The sequence below is a fragment of the Pigmentiphaga sp. CHJ604 genome, assembly GCF_036972535.1.
GTDB classification, from domain to species: domain Bacteria; phylum Pseudomonadota; class Gammaproteobacteria; order Burkholderiales; family Burkholderiaceae_B; genus Pigmentiphaga; species Pigmentiphaga daeguensis.
The window spans coordinates 524,444-546,148 of record NZ_CP136998.1 but is presented as its reverse complement, the minus strand read 5'-3'; the positions used below and the strand labels follow the sequence as shown (position 1 = coordinate 546,148).

Genomic DNA, 21,705 nt, shown 5'->3' with positions numbered 1-21,705 from the left:
ACGACAATTGGATATTTATTTACCATTCATAGGTGCTACGTATGAATTTCAAGCTGCGGCAACTCGAAGGTTTCGTGGCCGCCGCGGAAACCGGCGCGTTCAGCAAGGCCGCCGACCGGCTGGCCATGACCCAGCCCGCGTTCTCGCAGCTCATACGCGAACTGGAAGCCATGGTGGGCGTGCGCCTGTTCGAGCGCACCACCCGCCGCATGGAACTGACCGAAGGCGGACGCCTGCTGCTGGCGCAGGTCAAGCGCCCGCTGGACGACCTGCAGCACGCCTATGCCAACCTGCGCGAACTGGCCGGCGGCGAAAGCGGAACCGTGACCTTCGCCGTCCTGCCCTCGTCGGCATTCGGCCTGGGCACCCGCGCGATCGCCCAGTTGCGCGAGCGCTTTCCCAAGGTCCAGGTGCGCCAGATCGAGGACCAGAACGACCTCCTGATCGACAAAGTGCTCCAGCGCGAAGTGGAGTTCGGCCTGGGCATGTACTCGCACGAGATCCCGGCGCTGCGGTTCGACTTCATGTTCACCGACGAACTGGTCGCCATCCTGCCCGCCGGCCATCCCCGCGCGCGTGCGCGCCAGATCGGCTGGCCCGAGCTGGCCGCGATGCCGCTGGTGCTGCTGCCGGCGCCGTCCAGCGTCAGGCGGCTGGTCGACGCGGGGCTGGCGCAGGCCGGCAGCCATCGCGCGCCGGCCTTCGAGGTCGTCAACATGGTCACCGCCCTGAGCATGGTGCGCGAAGGCCTGGGCGTGACGGTGCTGCCCCGCGTCGGCCTGGAAGCCATGAACCTGACCGGCCTGGTGCACCGGCGCATCGGCCTGCCCCGGCCGCAGCGGCGGATGGGCATCCTGCGCCGGATCGACCGGCCCCTGTCGGCCGCCGCCGAGACCCTGATCGGTTTCCTGCACGAGCAGGCCGGGCAGGTCGCCCCCGCCGCCGCACGGGGTGCACGCGGTATGTCCTGAGGTCATAGCTCGCGCACCGAAAAATCGATAGGCGCGCAAAGTCGCGCTGACTATGCTGCCGGACATTCCCCGCATTTTCCCGAGCCAGCCATGACGACCGATACCGACACTTCGCCCTTTGCCGCCTTGCGCGCCCGTTTCCCCGGCACCGCCCAGCGCGCCCACCTGGACGTGGCCAGCCGCAGCCTGATTCCCGCCAGCAGCCTGGAGATCGCCCAGGCCCACCTGCAAGAGCGCGTGAACGGCGTCATCGACAAGGACCGCTACTTCGGCCTGGTCGAGACGGTGCGCCAGTCCTTCGCGCGCCTGGTCAATGCCGATCCGATCGAGATCGCCATGACCAAGAACGTGTCCGAGGGCCTGAACATCGTCGCGGCATCCATCGACTGGCGGCCAGGAGACGAAGTCATCCTGTGCTCCGACATCGAACACCCGAACAACCTCTACACCTGGCGCAACCAGGAGCGGCTGGGCGTGGTGGTGCGCGACCTGCCGTCCCCCGACGGACTGTTCCCGCTGGAGGCCGTGCTCGAGCGGCTGGGCGAGGGCTCGCGCGTGCGCGTCGTGACGGTGTCCGCCACCTCGTTCAAGCCGGGACTGCGCACCGACCTGCATACGCTCGGCCGGGCCTGCCGCGCCGCCGGCGTGCACCTGGTGGTGGATGCGGCGCAGGCGGCCGGCATCACGCACCTGGATGTCGAGGCCATGGGGATCGACGCGCTGGCGGCCAGCACGCAGAAGGGACTGTGTTCGCTGTACGGCATGGGGCTGCTGTATGTGCGCCGCGCCTTTGCCGAATCGATGACGCCGCGCTACCTGGCGCGCTTCGGCGTCACCATCGCCGCCACCCACGAAGCCGATTACGACAAGGGCCCCATCCACTACAAGGCGGGGGCGCAGCGTTTCGACGTGGGCAACTACAACTTCCTGGCGTCGGCGCTGGTGGCGGACACCTTGTCCCTGCTGCTCGGGTGCGGCACCCCGGCGATCGACCGGCACGTCACGGCCCTGGCCACCTCGCTCGCCGACGGCCTGGCCGAGCGCGGCTGCGGCGTGGTCCGGCCCACGGGCGCCATCATGGCCAACATGGTGTGCCTGCGCATCCCCGGCGGCGGCTCCGCGCCGGCCGAACTGCAACGCCACCTCCAGGAGCACCGGGTACAGGCGGCCGTCCGGCGCGACCTGTTGCGCTTCTCCATCCATGCCTACAACGACCGGTCGGACATCGACCGCGCCGTGGCCGTGACCGCGCAATGGCATGAACGCCAACGCGCCTGACCGCCTTCCCGCCGAAAAGGCCGAGCGCCGCATCGACCTGCGCAGCGATACCGTCACGCAGCCCACCGACGCGATGCGCGAGGCGATGCGCGCGGCCGTCGACGGCGACGACGGACTGGACGGCGACCCGACCGTGCGCGAACTGGAGGCGGCGGGCGCCGCGGCCATGGGCAAGGAAGACGCCCTGTTCGTGGCCAGCGGCACCATGGGCAATCTGGTCGCGGCCCTGGTGCACGCGAACCGGGGCGGCGAAGCGCTGGTCGACGAACACGCGCACGTGGCCCGCTCCGAGGGGGGCGGCATCTCGCGCCTGGCCGGCCTGATGTGCACGGCGGTCCGATCGCATGACGGCATGATGGACCTCGACTCGCTGGCGGCCTCGATGCGCGGCAGCTATTCCCGCCACGGCACGCCCACGGCGATGGTGGTGGTCGAGACTAGCCACAACCACGCGGGCGGCCGCGCCCTGCCCCTGCCCTACCTCGCCGCCGTGGGCGAACGCGCACGGGCGACCGGCGCGGCCGTCCATATCGACGGCGCGCGGATCTTCAATGCCGCGCTGGCGCAAGGCGTCCCGCCCGCGGCCATCGCCGCGTTCGGCGATACGGTGACGTTCTGCCTCTCCAAGGGCCTGAGCGCGCCCATGGGTTCGATCCTGGCGGGTTCCCGCGACTTCGTCGTCCGCGCGCGCAGCTATCGCCGCATGGTCGGCGGCGGCCTGCGCCAGGCCGGCTGCGTGGCCGCCGCCGGCCTGGTCGCCCTGCGCGACATGGCCGGACGGCTGGCCGACGATCACCGGCGGGCCCGAGCCTTGTGGACCCACCTGCGGGACCAAGAGCCGGCGCTGATCGGCGACGCGCCAGACACGAACATCGTGCTGGTCCACCTGGGCGCATCCGGGCCCGGCGGCGCCACGGCCTTCGCCGCGCGGCTGGCCTCCCGCGGCCTACTCGTTCGTCCGCGCGATGCCGATACCCTGCGCCTCGTAATCCACCGGCACATCGACGACGATGCGATCCGGATCGCCGCGGCGGAAATCGTGCGCGCGGCCGGGATGGGACGCTAGGCGCGTGTGGCTTCGCGGCGCCGCGGCGGCCCCTGCTGGGGCTCGTCCAGCGCCGGCAAATCCGCCGCCGTGGCCCGCAACAACCCCCGCAGCCATGAAATGGCCGGATCCCGCTCCTGATACTTGTGCCATTGCAGGTTCTCCGCGAAGCGGGGAATCGCAATCGGACAAGGCACCACCCGCAGCGCAAAGCGCGCCGCCATGTGGCGCGCCAGCCGGGTCGGCAGGGTCGCGATGCGGGGCGTGCCCACCAGCAGCTCCGGCACCAGCGTGAAGTTGGGGGCGATCACGTCCTGGCGGCGCTGGCGCCGGCCGCGCGACAGCATCTTCGCGTCATAGGTAATGCGCCGCCCGCCGCCCCACTCGACGCCCACGTGCGCCGCATCGAAATAGGCTTCGCTCGACAACTCGAACGCGGGGTCGAAATGCGCCTCGCACACCAGGCAGGAGAACGTATCCTCGAACAGCGGTTCGGCCGGATGTCCCGCCACCACCGCGAACTCCGGCGCGATCAGCAGTTCGATTCCGCCGCTGTCCAGGTGCTCGGGCGTCTGGGGGCTGATCGCCCGCAGGTCGAACTGCATCAGCGGCGCCAGCCTCGCCGCGCGCCGCACCACTTCGGCCAGCAGCACCGTGATGACGTAGTCCGAGGATTCGATCGTGAAGCGGCGCGTGGCCGTGGCGGGATCGAAGGTGGGCCGGGCGCGCGTCACGGTCTGGATCTGCAGCAGCACGTCGCGCACCGGCTTGACCAGTTGCTCGGCCAGCGGGGTCGGCACCAGGGTCTTGCCCACCGACACCAGCAGTTCGTCGTCGAAATACTCGCGCAGGCGCCCCAGCGCCAGGCTGGTCGCGGGCTGGCTCAGGAAGAGGCGCTCGGCGGCGCGGCTCACGCTGCGGGTGGCCAGCAGGGCGTCCAGCACCACCAGCAGGTTCAGGTCCAGCTTGTTGAAGCGCATGGCTCATCCATTTACCGAGCAAATGGTTCGGATTTAAACAATTAACTTTACGTCTGTCGACAGGGTCGCCACCATGCGAGGCATGCGGCTCGGAGCCGCCATGACGAGAAAGCTGGAGACGAGCAATGCAGTGGGATGTGATCGTGGTCGGTGGCGGCCCGTCGGGGTTGACCATGGCCGCCGAACTGGCCGGCTCGGGAGCGAGGACCCTGGTCCTGGAACGACGCACCGAAGGCGTGCAGTCGCGCGCCGGCACCCTGCTGCCGCGCGTGCTGGAACTGTTCGATGCGCGCGGCATCGCCGACCGCTTCATCCGGCGCACGCGCGACATCAGCCCCTACCCGTTCCGCCCTTCGCACATCTGGGCGGGTTTCCATCCCATCGAGTGGCATTACCTGGAGACCCGCTACGGTTTCACGCTGGGCCTGCCGCAGAACCTGACCGAGGAAATCCTGTGGACCTGGGCCGAGGAAAGCGGCGCCGAGATCCGGCGCGGCGTCGAAGCCCGGGCCGTGCGGCAGACCGCGGACGGAGTCGAGGTGGACGTCGGTGGCGGGGACGGCACGGCGGCCACGTTGCGCGCCCGCTACCTGGTCGGCGCCGACGGCGGCCGCAGCGTCGTGCGCAGCCAGGCCGGGCTTCCCTTCGACGGCCGCGGCGGCTCGTTCCGCGGCATCGTGATCGATGCCGAACTGGACGCGCCCTGGCCCGGCGGCCGCATCAACGTCGACAACGAGATGGGCTGGGTGCGCGGCTACGCCTTCGGCGCCGGCATCACCCGCTTCAACATCGTACACCGCGACCGGCGGCATGCGGCCAAGGACGAACCCGTCACCCTGGAAGAAGCCCTGCAATGCATACGCGACGTGCACGGCACCGACTATGGCATCCGCGGCCATCGCTGGGCGTCGCGCTTCGACGACCAGATGCGCGCCGTGCCCACGCTGCGCAGCGGCCGCGTATTCCTGGTGGGCGAATCGGCGCGCATCCACTACCCCGCCAGCGGCGTGGGCATGAATTTCTGCCTGCAGGACGCGTTCAACCTGGGCTGGAAGCTGGCCCACGTCGTGCAGGGCCACAGCGACGCCGCGATCCTGGACAGCTATGACGAGGAGCGCCTGCCGGTCATGCGCGACCTGCTCGACAGCGTCGCGACCCAGTGCGCGCTGCAGTTCAATTTCGAGCCCGAGGGCGTGGCGCTGAAGCGGCGCATGCAGCGCGAGTACATTCCGCTGCCCGACGTGCAGCGCAAGCTGGTGCGCGAACTGTGCGGCCTGACCCGGCCCTATCCCGCGCCGCCGGGCAGCCATCCGCTGGCCGGGCAGCACGCGCCGGACATCGACCTGGTCGCGCTGGACGGCCAATCCGTGCGCCTGGCCGAGCTGCTGCGCGAACGGCGCTTCGTGCTGCTGGACCTGGAAGGCTACAGCAACCAGTATGCAAGCCTGCCGCTGGACGCACTGCCCGTGCGTTGCGTGCAGGCGCGCCTGGGCCGTGCGCCCGCCGCGCTGGCCGACGTCAAAGGAATGCTGGTGCGGCCGGACGGCTACATCGCCTGGGCCGGCACGTCCGTGCAACAGGCCGGCGATGTACGCGCCGAACTGGCCCGCTGGCTGCGCGGGGCCCGGGCATGACCCGGCGCACGCTCATCCGCCAGGGCTGGATCGTCAGCGTCGATCCCCAGGTGGGCGACCTGCGCCAGGGCGACTTGCTGATCGAGGACGGCCGCATCGCCGCGATCGCCCCGCAACTGACGGTGGAGGATGCCGAACAGCTCGACGCCCGGGGCATGATCGTCCTGCCCGGCTTCGTCGACACGCATCGCCATACCTGGCAGACCTGCGTGCGCCACCGCTACGCCGACATCGATCCGCAGATCTATTTCGCCGAGATGCTGGGCGCCAAGGGCGCGGCCTTCCGCGCGGAGGACGTCTATGCGGGCACGCTGCTGGGCGCGGTGTCGGCGCTGGACGGCGGCATCACGACCATGATGGACTGGTCGCACGTGCAGAACAGCCCCGAGCACAGCGACGCCGCCGTCCAGGCGCTGCGCGACGCCGGCCTGCGGGCCGTGTTCGGCCACGGCTGGCCGCTGGTCGAAGGCGCGAGCTGGATGTTCGACAGCCAGCGCGGCCATCCGCAGGACATTCGCCGGCTGCGCCGCGAATTCTTTTCCTCGGACGACCAGTTGCTGACGCTGGCCATGGCGGCGCGCGGCCCGGAGATGGCCCGCCGCGAAGTCTGGCTGGACGACCTGCGACTGGCGCGCGAACTGGGCCTGCGCTCCAGCATCCACATGGGCGCCTACGCGCGCAACGCGCCGATACGCGCGATCGCGCAGATGCACGCCGAAGGCGCGCTGGGCCCGGACCTGACCTTCGTGCACTGCTGCTTCTGCGGCCGCGACGAGATCGCGATGATGGCCGATGCCGGGGTGACCGCCTCGCTGGGCGTGCATTGCGAGATGAACGCCCAGGGCATCGGCGACATTCCCTTCGACCGCCTGCTGGCCGCCGGCATCCGGCCCAGCCTGAGCGGCGATACCGAGACCAAATGCGCGGGCGACATGTTCACCCAGATGCGCCACGCCTTCGCCTACTACCGGTCGTGGATGGGCGGCGGCCACTCGCGCGTGCCCGATGCCCCCGCCACGCTCACGCTGCGCGACGTGCTGGAGTTCGCCACGCTGGCCGGCGCGCGCGCCACCGGCCTGGACCACAAGACCGGTTCGCTGACGCCCGGCAAGCAGGCCGACATCGTACTGATACGCGGCGACGATCTGAACTTGACGCCCGTATCGGACGCGGTAGGCGCCGTGGTGCTGGCCGCCCACCCCGGCAACGTCGACACCGTGTTCGTGGCCGGCCGCGCCGTCAAGCGCGCGGGGCGACTGCTGCATATCGACGTCGAGGCGCTGCGGCGGCGGTCACGGGCCTCGCAGGCCCACGTACTGGAGCTGCCGGCATGACGGCCGCGCCGGTCGTGCCGCTGGACGCGGACCTGGCCCGCATCGTGGCCGCCCTGCGCGCGCAGAATGCCCCGCCGCCCTTCGCCGGCAGCGCGCCCGAGGCTCGCCAGCGCATGGCGCGCGCCATCCTGGCCGCGCGCGAACGCCACGGCCTGCCCGAAGTGGGCGCCGTGCGCGACCTGGACGACGCCCCGGTTCCCGGCCGCGTCTATCGGCCTGCCACGGCGGGTCCGCACGCCACCGTGGTCTTCTTCCACGGCGGCGGCTTCGTGCTGGGCAGCGTCGAGCTGATGGACGACATCGCGCGCAAGCTGTGCCGCGACCTGGACGCGGTGGTCGTCTCGGTGGACTACCGGCTGGCGCCCGAGCATCCCTACCCGGCCGCGCACGACGATGCCCTGGCCGCCACCCGGTGGGTACAGGCGCATGCCCGCGAACTGGGCGGCGATCCGGCCCGCGTGGCCGTGGCCGGCGAAAGCGCGGGCGCCAACCTGGCCGCCAGCGCCGCCCTGCTGTGCCGCGACGCCGGCCGGCCGCTGGCGGCGCAGTTGCTGGTCGTGCCCGGGCTGGACATGGCCCGCGACACCCTGCGGCTGGAGGCGGACGGCCGCGACTATCCGATGTTGTCCCCCGCCGACCTGCGCGACATCGCCCGCCTGTACATGGGCGAACGCGCCGGGGAAGCCGCCGCGTTTCCGCCTTCGCCGCTGCGCGCCGCCGACCTGGGCGGGCTGCCTTCCACCGTCATCGCGGTGGCCGGGCACGACCCGCTGCAAGGCGAAGGCCTGGCCTACGCCGACCGGTTGCGCGGCGCCGGCGTGCCCGTCACGCTGCTGCGCCACGACGACATGTTCCACCCGTTCCTGGGCTTCTTCGAAGCCTCGGCCGCGGCACGCCGCGCCAACGACGATATCTGCCGGGCATTCCGCGCCTGCCTGGCATCCCTTTCCCAGGCCGGGGCCATGTCCCCCGGCCATGTAGCCCCCCAAGAGGACCCACGATGAGACACGCCAAGCAACTGATCGCCGGAGCGCTGGCCGCGCTGCTCGGCATGGCCTGCCCGCTGCAGGCGGGCGCGCAGCAGCCCTACCCCAACAAGCCCATCCACGTGGTGTTCCCCTATCCCACCGGATCGCCCATCGATGCCATCGGCCGCCTCATCGCCGATCGGGCCGGCAAGCTGCTGGGCCAGCCGCTGGTGTTCGAGAACCGCGGGGGCGCCAACGGCATCGTCGGCACCAGCTATGCGGCGCGCATGGCGCCCGACGGCTACAACATCCACCTGACCACCACCTCGGCCCTGCTGCTCAACAGCTACCTGCGCAAGGACCTGCCCTACGAGCCGCTCAAGAGCTTCACGCCCATCACCGCAGTGGCCGACCTGCCCGTCGCGCTGATGGTCAGCGCCAAGGTGCCGGCCAACACCACGCGCGAGTTCGTCGACTACCTGAAGCGCAATCCCGGCAAGCTCAATTTCGCCAGCGTCGGCAACGGCTCGTTCAACCATCTGTTGGGCGAACAGTTCAAGGCCGCCGCCGGGGTCGACATGCTGCACGTGCCCTACCAGGGCGCGGGCCAGATCGCCATGGAACTGCTGGCCGGCCGCCTCGACGCCACCATCCTGAGCGTGGGCAGCCTGCTCGGGCAGTGGAAGGCAGGACAGATCAAGGTGCTGGCCTTCATGACGCCCAAGCGCCATCCGCTGCACCCCGACGTGCCCGCCATCACCGAAGACTTTCCCGACTTCCGCCCCTTCGGCAACTGGATGGGATTCGTCGCGCCCGCGGGCACGCCCGCGCCCATCGTCGCCAAGCTGGCGGACACCTTCCGGGCCGTGGTCCAGCAGCCCGACGTGCGCGCCAAGATCGAGGAACAGCACTGGAGCGTGATCGGCAGCAGCCCCGAAGCCTTCGCCGCCTCGCTGCGCGACGACACCGCCATCCTGCGCGCGGCCGTCGACATGGCGGGCGTCAAGCCGGAATAGGAGCACGCCGATGCGCGCCTCTGCCTTGACGATCCACCTCGAACGCCGCGCCGCCGTGCATTCGGTGGACTGCTTCGTGTACTCGGTGCCCGACCTGGCCGAGGCCGAGCGCTTCTACCTGGCCTTCGGCCTGGACGTGCGGCGCCGGGCCGGCCATCTCGAACTGCGCACGCACGGCCATCCCCACGTGTGGAGCCGCCTCCACGAAGGGAGCGCGACCAAGCGCCTGCAGTACGTGCGCTACGGCATCCACGCGCGGGACCTGGACGAGATGCGCACGCGCATCGAGGACGCCGGCCTGCGGACCGAGCCGCACGACTTGTCGGACGGCCAGGGCCTGTGGCTGCGCGATCCGGACGGCACGCCGCTGCAACTGGTGGTGGCGGACAAGGTCTCGCCCGCCGCCAAGAGCCCGCCCACCCCCGTCGCCCCGGTCCCGCCCGGCCAGGGCGCCGTGCCGGCCCGCAGCCGCGTGCAGCCGGTGCGGCCGCGCCACCTGTCGCACGTCCTGTTCTTCACGCCCGACGTCACGCGCATGGTGGACTTCTGCCGGACCATCCTGGGCCTGCGCGTGTCGGATCATTCCGGCGATCTCATCGCCTTCATGCACGGCATCCACGGCAGCGACCACCACCTCGTGGCCTTCGCCAAGTCGCACGCGCGCGGCCTGCATCACTCGAGCTGGGACGTCGGCAGCCTGGACGAGGTCGGGCGCGGCTCCGAACAGATGCGCATCGCCGGCTACCAACAGGGCTGGGGGGTCGGCCGGCACGTGCTGGGCTCGAATTACTTCTACTATGTACGCGACCCCTGGGGCAGCTGGGCCGAATACTCGTACGATATCGACTACGTTCCGGCCGGACTGGACTGGCCCGCCGCCGACCATCCGCCCGAGGACTCGCTCTACGTCTGGGGTCCGCCCCTGCCGGCCGACTTCATCACCAACCAGGAATACCCCGGCTGACGGGGCAACGAGACACACCATGAGACTGATCGCCTTCAAGAACCAGGCCGGAGCGCCCGCCCTGGGCGCCCGCATCGGCAACGACGTGGTCGACCTGACCGCGCGCGGCCTGCCCGCCACGCTGGACGAACTGCTGCGCGACCCCGGCGGCCTGGACGCCGCGCGCGCCGCCGCCAACGCCCCCGGCGAGCGCCTGGCCCTGGCCGGCCTCGCGCTGCTGCCGCCGCTGCAACACCCCGCCAAGGCCTTCGCCATCGGCCTGAACTACGTGGACCATGCCGCCGAAAGCAATTTCGCGCCGCCCGCGCATCCGGTGCTGTTCCAGCGCTTCCCCTCGTCCTGGGTGGCCCACGGCGAGGCCATCGAACGCCCCCGGGTATCCGAGCAGTTCGACTACGAGGCCGAGCTGGTCGCGGTCATCGGCAAGGGTGGCCGCTACATTCCCAAGGAACGCGCGCTCGAGCACGTGGCGGGCTATTCGCTGTTCAACGAAGGCTCGATCCGCGACTACCAGTTCCGCTCCAACCAGTGGCTGTGGGGCAAGAACTTCGACCGCAGCGGCGGCTTCGGCCCGGAATTCGTCACCGCCGACGAGTTGCCCGCGGGCGCCGCCGGCCTGCGGATCCAGTGCCGCCTGAACGGCCAGGTGATGCAGGACGCCAACACCCGCGACATGATCTTCGACGTCGCCACCCTGGTGGCTGCCTGCTCGGAAGGCATGGCGCTGCAACCGGGAGACATGATCATCACCGGCACCCCGTCGGGCGTGGGCCTGGCGCGCAAGCCGCCGGTGTGGCTCAAGCCCGGCGACGTGTGCGAGATCGAGGTCGAAGGCGTGGGCGTGCTGCGCAACCCGGTGATCGACGAGGCATGAGGCCTGGCGGCCACCGGGCCAGCCCCGGCGGCTAGGCCAGGTAGCGCTTGAACCAGGCGATCGTCCTGTCCCAGGCCAGCCTGGCCGCCGCCTCATCGTAGCGGGGCGTGGAATCGTTGTGGAAGCCGTGGTTCGTGCCCGGATAGACGTGAGCCTCGTAGGTCTTGCCGGCCGCCTTCAGGGCCGCCTCGTAGGCGGGCCAGCCGTCGTTGATGCCCTTGTCCAGTTCGGCATAGTGCAGCAGCAGCGGCGCCTTGATGCGCGGCACGTCCGCCGCGCTGGCCTGCCTGCCGTAGAAGGGTACCGCCGCGGCCAACTCGGGATACGCCACCGCGGCGGCATTGGCCACGCCGCCGCCGTAGCAGAAGCCGGTGATCCCCACCTTGCCGGTCGTCCTGTCGCCCTGCATCAGGAACTCGACCGCGGCGAAGAAATCGTTCATGAGCTTGGCCGGATCGACCTGCCGCTGCAGGTCCCGCCCCTTGTCGTCATTGCCCGGATACCCGCCCACCGAACTCAGGCCGTCGGGCGCCAGCGCCAGGAAGCCCGCCTTGGCCAGGCGGCGCGCGACGTCCTCGATATAGGGGTTCAGGCCACGGTTCTCGTGCACCACGACCACGCCCGGCACCTTGCCCGCGGCCTTCGCCGGCCGCACCAGGTAGCCGCGCACCGTGCCGTGACCCTTGGGTGAGGGATAGCCGATGTATTCGGCAACGATGTCCGGATCGGTGAAGGACACCTGCTCGGCCAGCGCATAGTCCGGGCTGAGCGAAGCCAGTAGCCCGGCGGCGGTCAGCCCGCCCACCGCGAACCTGGCCGCCCGGTCCAGGAACTCCCGCCGGGATATCCTGCCGTGGACGTAATAGTCGTACAGCTCCAGCAGTCGAGGGTCGAAGTCCTGCGCAGTCAGACGAGCCATGGCATGCCCTTTTCGGTAAGGTACGCGAGTGCGGACAACATACACCGGGCGAAAAAAACTGCGAGACAAGCTCGCAGTTTTCATGAAACCAGACATCCGGCCGGGGCAAGCCCGGCTTGGCCTTGCTTACTCGGCGTCGGCGGCTTCGGCTTCCGGCGCGCGGTCGACCAGCTCCATGTAGGCCATGGGAGCGTTGTCGCCCTGGCGGAAACCCATCTTCAGGATGCGGGTGTAGCCACCGTTGCGCTCCTTGAAGCGGGGGCCGATCTCGGCGAACAGCTTGACGACCAGGTCGCGATCGCGCAGGCGGGCGAACGCCAGGCGCTTGTTGGCCAGGGTCGGTTCCTTGCCCAGGGTGATCAGCGGCTCGACGATGCGGCGCAGTTCCTTGGCCTTGGGCAGGGTGGTCTTGATGGCTTCGTGCGTAAGCAGCGAGACAGCCATGTTGCGGAACATGGCCAGACGGTGGCTGCTGGTGCGGTTCAGTTTACGGAGACCGTGACGGTGACGCATGATGACTTCCTTTATGAATCTAAGAGCGGCTTTGCCGCGAGGTTTCCAGCTCTTCTATCGGCAAAGCGCCGCGGGCCGGTGAAAAAATTCGGTACTGCTACTACTGCACGGAAGAAGCTCCGCTACCCAAGGCACAGCGGATCCGGCTCCGCCGGTCCGCCAGTGCCGCCCCCTGGGGGGCGCCCGTAGGGCGTAGGGGGGGGGGACCCCTACGGCCGCTCGAGGCCGAGAGGCGGCCAGTTCTCGAGCTTCATGCCCAGGGTCAGGCCGCGTGCGGCCAGGACTTCCTTGATCTCGTTGAGCGACTTGCGGCCCAGGTTCGGGGTCTTCAGCAATTCGTTCTCGGTACGCTGGATCAGGTCGCCGATGTAGTAGATGTTCTCGGCCTTCAGGCAGTTGGCCGAACGAACGGTCAGTTCGAGGTCGTCCACCGGGCGCAGCAGGATCGGATCGATCTGCGGCGTGCCTCGGGCGGGCGCTTCGATGGTCTCGGTCGAGCCTTCCAGCGCGGCGAACACCGACAGCTGGTCCATCAGGATGCGGGCCGACTGGCGCACGGCTTCCTCCGGCGAGATCACGCCGTTGGTCTCGATGTCCAGGACCAGCTTGTCCAGGTCGGTACGCTGCTCGACGCGGGCGCTTTCGACGGTGTAGCTGACGCGGCGGATCGGGCTGTACGAAGCGTCCAGCACGATGCGGCCCACGGTGCGGGAATGATCATCGGCGAAGCTGCGCAGGTTGCCCGGCACGTAGCCGCGGCCCTTCTCCACCTTCAATTGCATTTCCAGGCGGCCGTTGTCCGTCAGGTTGGCAATGACGTGGTTGGGGTTGATGATCTCGACGTCGTGCGAGATCTCGATGTCGCCGGCGGTGACCACGCCGGGACCTTGCTTGCGCAGGGTCAGCACGACTTCGTCGCGGTTGTGCAGCTTGAACACCACACCCTTGAGGTTCAGCAGGATGTCGACCACGTCTTCGCGCACGCCATCGATGGCCGAATATTCGTGCACGACACCGGTGATCTGCACTTCGGTCGGCGCGTAGCCCGCCATCGACGACAGCAGGATGCGGCGCAGCGCGTTGCCCAGGGTATGACCGTAGCCGCGCTCGAACGGCTCCATGATCACCTTGGCATGATTCGAGCCGATGGTTTCGACGTCGATATTGCGCGGTTTCAGAAATGCGGCATTCGCCATGAATCTTCCTTATTCCTTATCAATACCCTCGGCTCGTTACACCGATAAGGCTGGGGGAAAAATAGGCCCACCCCTACGCGCTCCGCGCGCCCCTCAAGGGGCGGCACTGGCGGACCGGCAAAGCCGGATCCTCTGTGCCCAGGGATGGGAAAGCCGGCACCTAGAGCCGGCTTCAGTTATTACCGCGAATAGAGTTCCACGACCATGGATTCGTTGATGTCGCGGGCGACATCGGCACGATCCGGGGCCTGCTTGAACGTGCCCTCCAGCTTGGTCATGTCGACGCTGACCCACTGCGGCATGCCCTGGCTGGAGGCCAGTTGCAGCGCTTCCTGGATACGGGCCTGCTTCTTGGCCTTCTCGCGGACGGTGATCACGTCGCCGGCCTTGACGATGATGGACGGCACGTTGGCGGTGTGGCCATTCAGCATCAGCGCCTTGTGGCTGACCAGCTGGCGCGCTTCGGCGCGGGTCGAGCCGAAGCCCATGCGATAGACCACGTTGTCCAGGCGCGATTCGAGCAACTGGATCAGGTTTTCACCGGTGTTGCCCTTGCGGCGCTCGGCTTCTTCGAAGTACTTGCGGAACTGCTTTTCCAGAATGCCGTACATGCGCTTGAGCTTCTGCTTCTCGCGCAGCTGCAGACCGTAGTCCGAGGTACGGGCACCCGAGGTGCGGCCATGCTGGCCGGGCTTGCTCTCGAGCTTGCACTTGGAATCCAGCGAACGGCGGGCGCTCTTCAGGAAGAGGTCCGTGCCTTCGCGGCGGGAAAGCTTACATTTGGGGCCAATATAACGTGCCACGATGTATCCTTTTCTCTGTCAGGCCATGCACCAGACATGGCGAGGAGTTTGCCTTGGTCTATTACGTTCGATGAACCAGAACGCGGCAAACGGTGGTCTTACTCGGCGCGCCCGACCCATGCCGGCCGCGCCCCCAGAAAACAATAAAAACTACGTACTGCCAACAGCAAAGCCCACTATTCTACCGCGCTTTGCCCCAAACCCCCAGGCAACGTTGCCCAACGGGCAACGAGCCCACCGATCCAGGGCACCGCGGATCCGGCTCCGCCGGTCCGCCAGTGCCGCCCCCTGGGGGGCGCGCGAAGCGCGTAGGGGGGGGCCTAGATCCTTCTGCGCTTCGGCGGACGGCAGCCGTTGTGCGGCACCGGCGTGATGTCGGCGATGCTGGAGATCTTGATGCCCAGGGCGTTCAGGGCGCGAACCGACGATTCGCGGCCGGGACCGGGGCCCTTGATACGCACTTCCAGCGTCTTGATGCCGTATTCCATCGCCACGCGACCGGCGGACTCCGCCGCGACCTGGGCCGCGAACGGGGTGGACTTGCGCGAGCCCTTGAAGCCGGCGCCGCCCGACGTCGCCCACGACAGGGCATTGCCCTGGCGATCGGTGATCGTGATGATGGTGTTGTTGAAGGACGCGTGAACGTGCGCGATGCCGTCCGAGACGTTCTTCTTGACTTTCTTGCGAACGCGCTGGGCGCCGCTGTTCGGGGATTTCGCCATTTCTGAATCCTTGACTGGCTGTCAGCCGATTACTTTTTGAGCGACGCAGCGGCGCGACGCGGACCCTTGCGGGTGCGGGCGTTCGTACGGGTACGCTGGCCACGCACGGGCAGACCGCGCTTGTGGCGGAAGCCACGATACGAGCCGAGGTCGATCAGACGCTTGATCGACAGTTGGATTTCACGACGCAGATCGCCTTCGACGGTGAAAGTGTTGATCTGTTCGCGAATCCGCTCGAGCTCGGCGTCGTTCAGATCCTTGACCTTCTTGTTGCTCGGCACGCCGGCCACTTCGCAAATCTTGCGAGCGCGCGAACGACCGATGCCGAAGATAGCCGTCAGACCGATTTCGGTGTGCTGATGCGGCGGAATGTTGATGCCAGCAATACGGGCCATAACGTTTCCTTGAATACCTGTAGCGTAGAACCGAGCCTAGGCTCAGCCCTGACGTTGCTTGTGGCGCGGGTCGGTGCAGATAATCCGCACCACGCCCTTGCGCTTGATGACCTTGCAGTTCCGGCAAATTGCTTTGACCGATGCCATTACTTTCATGATTGACTCCTAATTCTTACCCGGTAAGCCCCAGGCTTACTTCGAGCGGAACACGATTCTTGCTCGCGATAGATCGTATGGCGTCAGTTCGACCGTCACACGATCCCCCGGCAGGATGCGGATGTAGTTCATCCGCATTTTTCCCGAGATATGTCCCAGCACGACATGGCCATTCTCGAGCTTGACACGAAACGTCGCATTGGGCAGGTTCTCCAGGACCTCGCCCTGCATCTGGATAACGTCGTCTTTGGACATTTTCTCGTTACCGCACCGGTAGATTTCCGCCCTTGAAGTTCGCCTTCTTGAGCAGAGAATCATATTGGTGCGACATCACGTATGCCTGCACCTGGGCCATGAAATCCATCGTGACCACAACGATAATCAGCAAAGACGTACCACCGAAGTAGAACGGCACGTTCCACCGCAAGACCAGGAACTCCGGCAGCAGGCACACCAACGTGATGTAGATGGCGCCGCTGAAAGTCAGGCGCATCAGGATCTTGTCGATGTACCGCGCGGTCTGCTCGCCCGGACGGATACCCGGAACGAACGCGCCGCTCTTCTTCAGGTTGTCGGCGGTCTCGCGGCTGTTGAACACGAGCGCCGTGTAGAAGAAGCAGAAGAACACGATTGCAATGGCATACAGCGTGATGTACAGCGGCTGCCCGGGCGACAACGCGGCGGCCAGGTCCTTCAGCCAGCGCAGGCCGTCACCACTCGAGAACCAGCTGACCACCGTGGCCGGGAACAGGATGATCGACGACGCGAAGATCGGCGGAATCACCCCGGCCATGTTCAGCTTCAACGGCAGGTGCGAGCTTTGTCCGCCATACACCCGGTTGCCCACCTGGCGCTTGGCGTAGTTGACGACGATCTTGCGCTGCCCGCGTTCCACGAACACCACGAAAGCCGTCACCAGCACCACCAGCACGACGATGAACAGCGCCGTCAGGACAGCCATCGCTCCGGTATTGACCAGCTCGAACAGCCCAGCCAATGCGTGCGGCAGGCCGGCCGCGATACCCGAGAAGATCAGGATCGAGATGCCGTTGCCCAGGCCCCGCTCGGTGATCTGCTCACCCAGCCACATCAGGAACATCGTTCCCGTGACGAGCGAGATCATCGTGGTGGCCCGGAACATCAGGCCAGGATCGATGACCAGCCCGGGCTGCGACTCCAGCGCGACCGAGATGCCCACCGACTGCACCAGCGCGAGCGCCAGCGTACCGTAGCGCGTGTACTGCGTAATCTTGCGCCGCCCGGCCTCGCCTTCCTTCTTGATCGCTTCCAACGACGGCACGATGACCGTCATCAGCTGCATGATGATCGACGCCGAGATGTACGGCATGATCCCCAATGCAAAGATCGAGAAACGCGAAAGCGCACCGCCCGAGAACATGTTGAACAGGCCCAGAATCCCGCCCTGGTTCTGATGGAACAGGGAGGTCAGCTGGACCGGATCGATCCCGGGAACAGGGATGTGCGTACCGATCCGGTACACCACCAGGGCGAGCAACAGGAAGACCAGCCGGCGCTTCAGGTCGCCGTACTTGCTGCCGGTCTTGCCCAGTGCGTTCGCATTAGCCAAAGCTCAGTCCTCGGTTATCAGACCAGGGAGCCGCCAGCGGCTTCGATCGCCGCCTTGGCACCGGCCGTCGCCGTCATGCCCTTGAGCACCACCTTGCGGGTGAGCTCGCCGGTCTTGATGACCTTGACGTAGCGGACTTGCTGGCCGACCACGCCGGCCTGCTTGAGCGCCTGCACGTCGATTTCGTCGACCGGCAGCGCTTGCAGTTCGGACAGGCGGACCTGCGCGTACAGGTGCTGGCCCAGCGACTTGAAGCCACGCTTGGGCAGCCGGCGCTGCAGCGGCATCTGGCCGCCTTCGAAACCGACCTTGTGGAAGCCACCCGAACGGGACTTCTGACCCTTGTGGCCGCGGCCGGCGGTCTTGCCGAGGCCGGAGCCGATACCACGACCGACACGGCGCTTGGCGTGCTTGGCGCCTTCGGCGGGCTTGAGCGTATTGAGTTGCATGCTAGACCTCTCAGGCTTCCGACACGGTGACCAGATACGACACCTTGCGGATCATGCCGCGCACTTCGGGCGTGTCGACCAGGACGCGCGAGCTGTTCAGCCGGCGCAGTCCCAGGCCACGAATCGTGGCGCGGTGCGATTCGGGCGTCCCGATGGGGGAACGCACGAGCGTCACTTTGACGTTTTTCTTCGTCGTCATGGCTTATCCCAGGATCTCTTCGACCGACTTGCCGCGCTTGGCGGCGACGTCGGCCGGAGTCGAGCTTGCGCTCAGACCGTTGAGCGTAGCGCGCACGAGGTTGTACGGGTTGGTCGAGCCGAGGCTCTTGGCCACCACGTTACGAACGCCGAGCACATCGAAAATCGCGCGCATCGGGCCGCCGGCGATCACGCCGGTACCTTCGACGGCGGGCGAGATCAGAACGGTCGAGGCGCCGTGCTTGCCGACCACGTTGTGGTACAGGGTGCCGTTCTTCAGGGGCACCTTGACCATCTTGCGGCGGGCTTCTTCCATGGCTTTCTGGACGGCGACCGGGACTTCCCGGGCCTTGCCCTTGCCCATGCCGACGCGACCGTCGCCATCGCCGACCACCGTCAGCGCCGCGAAACCGAGGATACGACCGCCCTTCACGACTTTCGTGACGCGGTTGACGGCAATCATCTTCTCGCGAAGACCGTCGTCGCGTTCCTCAGCCGCTGCATTCTTACCTTGCATCTTGGCCATGTAATCCTCGCTTAAAACTTCAGGCCGGCTTCACGCGCGGCATCAGCCAGGGCCTTGACGCGGCCGTGGTAGCGGAAACCGCTGCGATCGAACGCGACGGATTCGATACCGGCAGCCTTGGCCTTCTCGGCCACGCGCTTGCCCACCAGGGTTGCTGCGGCCACGTTGCCGCCCTTGCCCGAATCGCCAGCCAGTTGCTGACGAACCTCGGGTTCGACGGTCGAGGCACTGACCAGCACCTTATCGCCTTCAGGCGAAATGATGTTTGCGTAGATGTGCAGGTTGGTGCGGAACACCGACAGGCGATGCACGCGCAACTCGGCGATCTTCCGGCGGGTAGGTACCGCGCGACGCAAACGAGCTTGCTTCTTGTCCATGATTCGTCCTTGCCCGCCTTATTTCTTCTTGGTCTCTTTGATGATGACCCGTTCGTCCGCATAGCGCACGCCCTTGCCCTTGTAGGGCTCGGGGGAGCGGTAGGCGCGGATTTCGGCGGCCACCTGACCAACCTGCTGCTTGTTGGCGCCCTTGATGACCACTTCGGTCTGCGAGGGGCACTCGACCTTCACGCCGGCAGGCATCTGATGCACGACATCGTGCGAGAAACCGAGCTGCAGCTTGACGGAATCGCCTTGCGCCTGGGCACGGTAGCCCACGCCGACCAGGGTCAGCTTGCGCTCGAAGCCCTTGCTCACGCCGGTCACCATGTTGTTGACCAGGGCCCGGACGGTACCGGACATGGCCTTGGCTTCGCGGCTGTCGTTGGCGGCGGCGAAAGTCAGCTTGCCGGCGTCTTGCGCGATCGTGACCTGGCCGGTCAGGGCCTGGACCAGCGTGCCAAGGGGACCCTTGACGGTGATCTGGTCGGCAGCGATCGTGGCTTCGACGCCCTTGGGCAGCTCGACGGGATATTTAGCTATACGCGACATGTCGGCTCCTTACGCCACGTAGCAGAGGACCTCGCCGCCCACGCCGTTGGCGCGCGCCTTGCGATCGGTCATCACGCCACGAGAGGTGGACACGATGGTCACGCCCAGGCCGTTCATGACCTGGGGAATGGAATGACGGCCCTTGTAGATGCGCAGGCCGGGCTTCGAGACGCGTTCGATGCGCTCGATGACCGGACGGCCGGCGTAGTACTTCAGGGAAATTTCGAGTTCGGGTTTGCCATCGTTGGCCTTGACCTCGAAACCGTCGATATAGCCCTCGTCCTTCAGCACGGTGGCAATCGCCACCTTCAGCTTCGAGGAGGGCATGGACACGGACGCCTTATCTACGCGCTGCGCATTGCGGATGCGCGTCAGCATATCGGCGATCGGATCGCTCATGCTCATGAATGACTCTCCTACCAGCTGGCCTTGGTCATGCCCGGAACTTCGCCGCGCATAGCCATCTCGCGCAGTTTGTTACGGGCCAGACCGAACTTGCGAAACACGCCACGGGGGCGACCGGTCACCGCGCAACGGTTGCGCTGGCGGGTGGGGTTGGCGTTACGGGGCAGCTGCTGAATCTTCAGGCGAGCCTGGTAACGTTCTTCGTCCGACTTGGACGCATCGTCGACGATAGCCTGGAGCGCGGCGCGCTTGGCGGCATACTTGGCCGCCAGCTTGGCACGCTTGATATCGCGGTTGATGAGTGAAAGCTTAGCCACTATTTCACCCCTTAATTACGGAACGGGAAGCGGAAGGCCGACAGCAGCGCCTTGGCTTCTTCATCGGTCTTGGCCGTGGTCGTGATGCTGATGTTCAGCCCACGAAGCGTGTCGATCTTGTCGTACTCGATCTCGGGGAAGATGATCTGTTCTTTCACACCGATGTTGTAGTTGCCGCGACCGTCGAAAGCACGGCCGGACACGCCACGGAAATCGCGCACGCGCGGCAGCGCGACGCTGATCAGGCGATCGAGGAATTCGTACATGCGGGCGCCACGCAGGGTCACCATGCAGCCGATCGGGTAGTTCTCGCGGATCTTGAAACCGGCGATGGCCTTGCGCGACTTGGTCACGACGGGCTTCTGGCCGGCGATCTTGGTCAGGTCGCCGGTGGCGTGCTCGATGACTTTCTTGTCAGCGACCGCTTCCGAGACACCCATGTTCAGGGTGATCTTGGTGATGCGGGGCACTTCCATCACGGATTTGTACGAGAACTGCTTGGTCAGGTCGGCAACGACCTTCTCGCGGTAATAGTCTTGAAGACGGGCCATTGTGTTTGCTCCCGCTTACGCTTTCGTCGCAATGGCTTCGCCATTGGAACGGAAGACGCGCACATTCTTGCCGTCGACTTTCTTCACGCCCACGCGATCGGCCTTGCCGGTGGCGGGGTTGAAAATCGCCACGTTGGAGACGTGGATGGGCATGGTCTTGTCGATGATGCCGCCGGGCTGGTTGGCCATCGGATTCGGCTTCACATTCTTCTTGACGACGTTGATGCCCTCGACCACGACGCGGTCTTCGGCAACGCTCAGCACGACGCCGCGCTTGGCCTTGTCCTTGCCGGTCAGGACGATGACTTCGTCACCTTTGCGAATCTTGTTCATCGCGGTCCCTTTACAGCACTTCGGGCGCCAGCGACACGATCTTCATGAAACGCTCGGTACGCAGTTCACGCGTAACGGGTCCGAAGATGCGAGTGCCGATGGGCTCGAGCTTGGCGTTGAGCAACACGGCGGCATTGCCACCGAAACGGATCAGCGAACCGTCCTTGCGACGGACGCCCTTGGCGGTACGAACCACCACGGCGTTGTAGATTTCGCCCTTTTTCACGCGACCGCGGGGGGCCGCATCCTTGACGCTCACTTTGATGACGTCGCCGATGCCGGCATAGCGGCGCTTGGAGCCGCCGAGCACCTTGATGCACATAACCGAGCGCGCACCGGTGTTGTCGGCCACGTCCAACGTGGTCTGCATTTGAATCATGGTTTACCCTGTTCCAACTTAACCCGAAATGCCCGGCACCACCTTTTCAGTGAACGCCAAGCCTTCCGATCAGTTTTGGTCCCGTCAGGCGGCAATGCGACTTGCGCACCCTGGGTTGAAATTCTGAAGCGGACACCGCAAGAACGCGGTGCCAGGCCAGTTACTACCCACCCCGGACTCCCCCTTCCCGCCACGCGCGATAGCCGCGAACTACACTGGCAAAAAGGCAAGAACCCATAGGTAAGCCTGCCATCATACCCGG

General features: G+C 66.7%; 29 protein-coding genes. 9 read left to right on the top strand and 20 right to left on the bottom strand.

The features are described from left to right. The first annotated feature begins 41 nt into the window (after positions 1-41). The 3 genes from R4823_RS02800 (at position 42) to R4823_RS02790 (ending at position 3,315) form a co-directional block, all read left to right on the top strand. A complete protein-coding gene (locus tag R4823_RS02800; protein ID WP_338617328.1) occupies positions 42-971 on the top strand; it encodes a LysR family transcriptional regulator in 930 nt (309 codons plus the stop codon). Between the two features lie 90 nt (positions 972-1,061). After that, a complete protein-coding gene (locus tag R4823_RS02795) occupies positions 1,062-2,249 on the top strand; it encodes an aminotransferase class V-fold PLP-dependent enzyme (protein ID WP_338617326.1) in 1,188 nt (395 codons plus the stop codon). Continuing rightward, positions 2,230-3,315: a GntG family PLP-dependent aldolase gene (locus tag R4823_RS02790; protein WP_338617324.1), complete on the top strand. Its 1,086-nt coding sequence runs from the start codon at positions 2,230-2,232 to the stop codon at positions 3,313-3,315. The genes R4823_RS02795 and R4823_RS02790 overlap by 20 nt, the downstream gene beginning before the upstream one ends. Here the strand turns inward: R4823_RS02790 and R4823_RS02785 are convergent. Continuing rightward, the gene (locus tag R4823_RS02785; RefSeq protein WP_338617322.1) at positions 3,312-4,274 is read right to left on the bottom strand and encodes a LysR family transcriptional regulator; all 963 of its coding nucleotides are present in this window, start codon (positions 4,272-4,274) and stop codon (positions 3,312-3,314) included. The two genes, R4823_RS02790 and R4823_RS02785, sit on opposite strands and share 4 nt — an antisense overlap. Before the next feature lie 125 nt (positions 4,275-4,399). On the opposite strand from R4823_RS02785, the gene R4823_RS02780 reads away from it, so the two are divergent. Genes R4823_RS02780 through R4823_RS02755 form a run of 6 tightly spaced genes read left to right on the top strand, consistent with a single transcriptional unit; the run spans position 4,400 to position 11,064 of the window. Continuing rightward, positions 4,400-5,908 carry an FAD-dependent monooxygenase gene (locus tag R4823_RS02780; RefSeq protein ID WP_087838288.1) on the top strand — a complete coding sequence of 503 codons (1,509 nt, stop codon included), beginning with the start codon at positions 4,400-4,402 and terminating at the stop codon, positions 5,906-5,908. Beyond that, a complete protein-coding gene (locus R4823_RS02775) occupies positions 5,905-7,242 on the top strand; it encodes an amidohydrolase family protein (protein WP_338617319.1) in 1,338 nt (445 codons plus the stop codon). The genes R4823_RS02780 and R4823_RS02775 overlap by 4 nt, the downstream gene beginning before the upstream one ends. Then, positions 7,239-8,246 carry an alpha/beta hydrolase gene (locus R4823_RS02770; RefSeq protein WP_338617317.1) on the top strand — a complete coding sequence of 336 codons (1,008 nt, stop codon included), beginning with the start codon at positions 7,239-7,241 and terminating at the stop codon, positions 8,244-8,246. The genes R4823_RS02775 and R4823_RS02770 overlap by 4 nt, the downstream gene beginning before the upstream one ends. Further along, entirely contained in the window at positions 8,243-9,226 is a 984-nt protein-coding gene (locus tag R4823_RS02765) for a tripartite tricarboxylate transporter substrate binding protein (RefSeq protein ID WP_087838291.1), read from the top strand. The genes R4823_RS02770 and R4823_RS02765 overlap by 4 nt, the downstream gene beginning before the upstream one ends. Before the next feature lie 10 nt (positions 9,227-9,236). Then, positions 9,237-10,190, top strand: a complete 954-nt coding sequence (locus tag R4823_RS02760) for a VOC family protein (RefSeq protein ID WP_338617314.1) — start codon at positions 9,237-9,239, stop codon at positions 10,188-10,190. A 19-nt stretch (positions 10,191-10,209) separates the two neighbouring features. After that, positions 10,210-11,064, top strand: a complete 855-nt coding sequence (locus R4823_RS02755) for a fumarylacetoacetate hydrolase family protein (protein ID WP_338617313.1) — start codon at positions 10,210-10,212, stop codon at positions 11,062-11,064. 31 nt (positions 11,065-11,095) lie between these two features. Here R4823_RS02755 and yghX read toward each other — a convergent pair whose 3' ends face one another. From yghX to rplN, 19 genes are all read right to left on the bottom strand, one after another. Further along, positions 11,096-11,983 carry a YghX family hydrolase gene (gene yghX / locus R4823_RS02750; RefSeq protein ID WP_338617312.1) on the bottom strand — a complete coding sequence of 296 codons (888 nt, stop codon included), beginning with the start codon at positions 11,981-11,983 and terminating at the stop codon, positions 11,096-11,098. Between the two features lie 126 nt (positions 11,984-12,109). Further along, positions 12,110-12,496, bottom strand: coding sequence for a 50S ribosomal protein L17 (gene rplQ, locus R4823_RS02745; protein ID WP_087838295.1), 387 nt, complete (start codon positions 12,494-12,496; stop codon positions 12,110-12,112). A 209-nt stretch (positions 12,497-12,705) separates the two neighbouring features. After that, positions 12,706-13,692 (bottom strand): DNA-directed RNA polymerase subunit alpha, encoded by a 987-nt coding sequence (rpoA, locus tag R4823_RS02740; RefSeq protein WP_087838296.1) that lies wholly within the window; start codon positions 13,690-13,692, stop codon positions 12,706-12,708. A gap of 179 nt (positions 13,693-13,871) precedes the next feature. Next, the gene (gene rpsD / locus R4823_RS02735; RefSeq protein ID WP_087838297.1) at positions 13,872-14,495 is read right to left on the bottom strand and encodes a 30S ribosomal protein S4; all 624 of its coding nucleotides are present in this window, start codon (positions 14,493-14,495) and stop codon (positions 13,872-13,874) included. Positions 14,496-14,815: 320 nt separating this feature from the next. Further along, the gene (rpsK, locus tag R4823_RS02730; protein ID WP_087838298.1) at positions 14,816-15,217 is read right to left on the bottom strand and encodes a 30S ribosomal protein S11; all 402 of its coding nucleotides are present in this window, start codon (positions 15,215-15,217) and stop codon (positions 14,816-14,818) included. Between the two features lie 29 nt (positions 15,218-15,246). Beyond that, entirely contained in the window at positions 15,247-15,612 is a 366-nt protein-coding gene (rpsM, locus tag R4823_RS02725) for a 30S ribosomal protein S13 (RefSeq protein ID WP_087838299.1), read from the bottom strand. 42 nt (positions 15,613-15,654) lie between these two features. After that, positions 15,655-15,768 carry a 50S ribosomal protein L36 gene (gene rpmJ, locus R4823_RS02720; protein WP_087780027.1) on the bottom strand — a complete coding sequence of 38 codons (114 nt, stop codon included), beginning with the start codon at positions 15,766-15,768 and terminating at the stop codon, positions 15,655-15,657. A 36-nt stretch (positions 15,769-15,804) separates the two neighbouring features. Next, complete coding sequence (infA, locus tag R4823_RS02715) at positions 15,805-16,023, bottom strand: translation initiation factor IF-1 (protein WP_087780026.1); 219 nt, start codon at positions 16,021-16,023, stop codon at positions 15,805-15,807. A 7-nt stretch (positions 16,024-16,030) separates the two neighbouring features. After that, positions 16,031-17,356 carry a preprotein translocase subunit SecY gene (secY, locus tag R4823_RS02710; protein WP_087838300.1) on the bottom strand — a complete coding sequence of 442 codons (1,326 nt, stop codon included), beginning with the start codon at positions 17,354-17,356 and terminating at the stop codon, positions 16,031-16,033. Positions 17,357-17,373: 17 nt separating this feature from the next. Further along, positions 17,374-17,805 carry a 50S ribosomal protein L15 gene (gene rplO / locus R4823_RS02705; RefSeq protein ID WP_087838301.1) on the bottom strand — a complete coding sequence of 144 codons (432 nt, stop codon included), beginning with the start codon at positions 17,803-17,805 and terminating at the stop codon, positions 17,374-17,376. A gap of 10 nt (positions 17,806-17,815) precedes the next feature. Then, positions 17,816-18,004, bottom strand: a complete 189-nt coding sequence (gene rpmD / locus R4823_RS02700; RefSeq protein ID WP_087838302.1) for a 50S ribosomal protein L30 — start codon at positions 18,002-18,004, stop codon at positions 17,816-17,818. 3 nt (positions 18,005-18,007) lie between these two features. After that, positions 18,008-18,529 (bottom strand): 30S ribosomal protein S5, encoded by a 522-nt coding sequence (gene rpsE / locus R4823_RS02695; RefSeq protein WP_087838303.1) that lies wholly within the window; start codon positions 18,527-18,529, stop codon positions 18,008-18,010. Positions 18,530-18,540: 11 nt separating this feature from the next. Next, positions 18,541-18,906 (bottom strand): 50S ribosomal protein L18, encoded by a 366-nt coding sequence (gene rplR, locus R4823_RS02690; protein WP_087838304.1) that lies wholly within the window; start codon positions 18,904-18,906, stop codon positions 18,541-18,543. Positions 18,907-18,924: 18 nt separating this feature from the next. Continuing rightward, complete coding sequence (gene rplF, locus R4823_RS02685; RefSeq protein WP_087838305.1) at positions 18,925-19,458, bottom strand: 50S ribosomal protein L6; 534 nt, start codon at positions 19,456-19,458, stop codon at positions 18,925-18,927. Between the two features lie 9 nt (positions 19,459-19,467). After that, positions 19,468-19,863 carry a 30S ribosomal protein S8 gene (rpsH, locus tag R4823_RS02680; protein WP_087838306.1) on the bottom strand — a complete coding sequence of 132 codons (396 nt, stop codon included), beginning with the start codon at positions 19,861-19,863 and terminating at the stop codon, positions 19,468-19,470. Between the two features lie 11 nt (positions 19,864-19,874). Then, positions 19,875-20,180, bottom strand: a complete 306-nt coding sequence (gene rpsN / locus R4823_RS02675) for a 30S ribosomal protein S14 (RefSeq protein WP_087838307.1) — start codon at positions 20,178-20,180, stop codon at positions 19,875-19,877. A gap of 11 nt (positions 20,181-20,191) precedes the next feature. Continuing rightward, on the bottom strand, positions 20,192-20,731 hold the full coding sequence (rplE, locus tag R4823_RS02670) for a 50S ribosomal protein L5 (protein ID WP_087838308.1): 540 nt from the start codon (positions 20,729-20,731) through the stop codon (positions 20,192-20,194). A gap of 15 nt (positions 20,732-20,746) precedes the next feature. Further along, the gene (gene rplX / locus R4823_RS02665) at positions 20,747-21,064 is read right to left on the bottom strand and encodes a 50S ribosomal protein L24 (protein ID WP_087838309.1); all 318 of its coding nucleotides are present in this window, start codon (positions 21,062-21,064) and stop codon (positions 20,747-20,749) included. 10 nt (positions 21,065-21,074) lie between these two features. Continuing rightward, positions 21,075-21,443: a 50S ribosomal protein L14 gene (gene rplN / locus R4823_RS02660; protein WP_087780015.1), complete on the bottom strand. Its 369-nt coding sequence runs from the start codon at positions 21,441-21,443 to the stop codon at positions 21,075-21,077. Positions 21,444-21,705 lie beyond the last annotated feature (262 nt).

Bases quoted from the DNA above. Each gene is read 5' to 3' on its own strand.
- rplX (WP_087838309.1), bottom strand. From the start codon at position 21,064: ATGAACAAGATTCGCAAAGGTGACGAAGTCATCGTCCTGACCGGCAAG.
- rpoA (WP_087838296.1), bottom strand. From the start codon at position 13,692: ATGGCGAATGCCGCATTTCTGAAACCGCGCAATATCGACGTCGAAACC.
- yghX (WP_338617312.1), bottom strand. From the start codon at position 11,983: ATGGCTCGTCTGACTGCGCAGGACTTCGACCCTCGACTGCTGGAGCTG.
- rpmJ (WP_087780027.1), bottom strand. From the start codon at position 15,768: ATGAAAGTAATGGCATCGGTCAAAGCAATTTGCCGGAACTGCAAGGTC.
- rpmD (WP_087838302.1), bottom strand. From the start codon at position 18,004: ATGACGACGAAGAAAAACGTCAAAGTGACGCTCGTGCGTTCCCCCATC.
- R4823_RS02775 (WP_338617319.1), top strand. From the start codon at position 5,905: ATGACCCGGCGCACGCTCATCCGCCAGGGCTGGATCGTCAGCGTCGAT.
- rpsM (WP_087838299.1), bottom strand. From the start codon at position 15,612: ATGGCCCGTATTGCTGGCATCAACATTCCGCCGCATCAGCACACCGAA.
- R4823_RS02765 (WP_087838291.1), top strand. From the start codon at position 8,243: ATGAGACACGCCAAGCAACTGATCGCCGGAGCGCTGGCCGCGCTGCTC.
- rplF (WP_087838305.1), bottom strand. From the start codon at position 19,458: ATGTCGCGTATAGCTAAATATCCCGTCGAGCTGCCCAAGGGCGTCGAA.
- R4823_RS02755 (WP_338617313.1), top strand. From the start codon at position 10,210: ATGAGACTGATCGCCTTCAAGAACCAGGCCGGAGCGCCCGCCCTGGGC.
- infA (WP_087780026.1), bottom strand. From the start codon at position 16,023: ATGTCCAAAGACGACGTTATCCAGATGCAGGGCGAGGTCCTGGAGAAC.
- R4823_RS02760 (WP_338617314.1), top strand. From the start codon at position 9,237: ATGCGCGCCTCTGCCTTGACGATCCACCTCGAACGCCGCGCCGCCGTG.
- rpsE (WP_087838303.1), bottom strand. From the start codon at position 18,529: ATGGCCAAGATGCAAGGTAAGAATGCAGCGGCTGAGGAACGCGACGAC.
- rplE (WP_087838308.1), bottom strand. From the start codon at position 20,731: ATGGCCCGTCTTCAAGACTATTACCGCGAGAAGGTCGTTGCCGACCTG.
- rpsK (WP_087838298.1), bottom strand. From the start codon at position 15,217: ATGGCGAAATCCCCGAACAGCGGCGCCCAGCGCGTTCGCAAGAAAGTC.
- R4823_RS02795 (WP_338617326.1), top strand. From the start codon at position 1,062: ATGACGACCGATACCGACACTTCGCCCTTTGCCGCCTTGCGCGCCCGT.
- rplQ (WP_087838295.1), bottom strand. From the start codon at position 12,496: ATGCGTCACCGTCACGGTCTCCGTAAACTGAACCGCACCAGCAGCCAC.
- R4823_RS02770 (WP_338617317.1), top strand. From the start codon at position 7,239: ATGACGGCCGCGCCGGTCGTGCCGCTGGACGCGGACCTGGCCCGCATC.
- R4823_RS02800 (WP_338617328.1), top strand. From the start codon at position 42: ATGAATTTCAAGCTGCGGCAACTCGAAGGTTTCGTGGCCGCCGCGGAA.
- rplR (WP_087838304.1), bottom strand. From the start codon at position 18,906: ATGGACAAGAAGCAAGCTCGTTTGCGTCGCGCGGTACCTACCCGCCGG.
- rpsH (WP_087838306.1), bottom strand. From the start codon at position 19,863: ATGAGCATGAGCGATCCGATCGCCGATATGCTGACGCGCATCCGCAAT.
- rplO (WP_087838301.1), bottom strand. From the start codon at position 17,805: ATGCAACTCAATACGCTCAAGCCCGCCGAAGGCGCCAAGCACGCCAAG.
- R4823_RS02780 (WP_087838288.1), top strand. From the start codon at position 4,400: ATGCAGTGGGATGTGATCGTGGTCGGTGGCGGCCCGTCGGGGTTGACC.
- R4823_RS02790 (WP_338617324.1), top strand. From the start codon at position 2,230: ATGAACGCCAACGCGCCTGACCGCCTTCCCGCCGAAAAGGCCGAGCGC.
- rplN (WP_087780015.1), bottom strand. From the start codon at position 21,443: ATGATTCAAATGCAGACCACGTTGGACGTGGCCGACAACACCGGTGCG.
- R4823_RS02785 (WP_338617322.1), bottom strand. From the start codon at position 4,274: ATGCGCTTCAACAAGCTGGACCTGAACCTGCTGGTGGTGCTGGACGCC.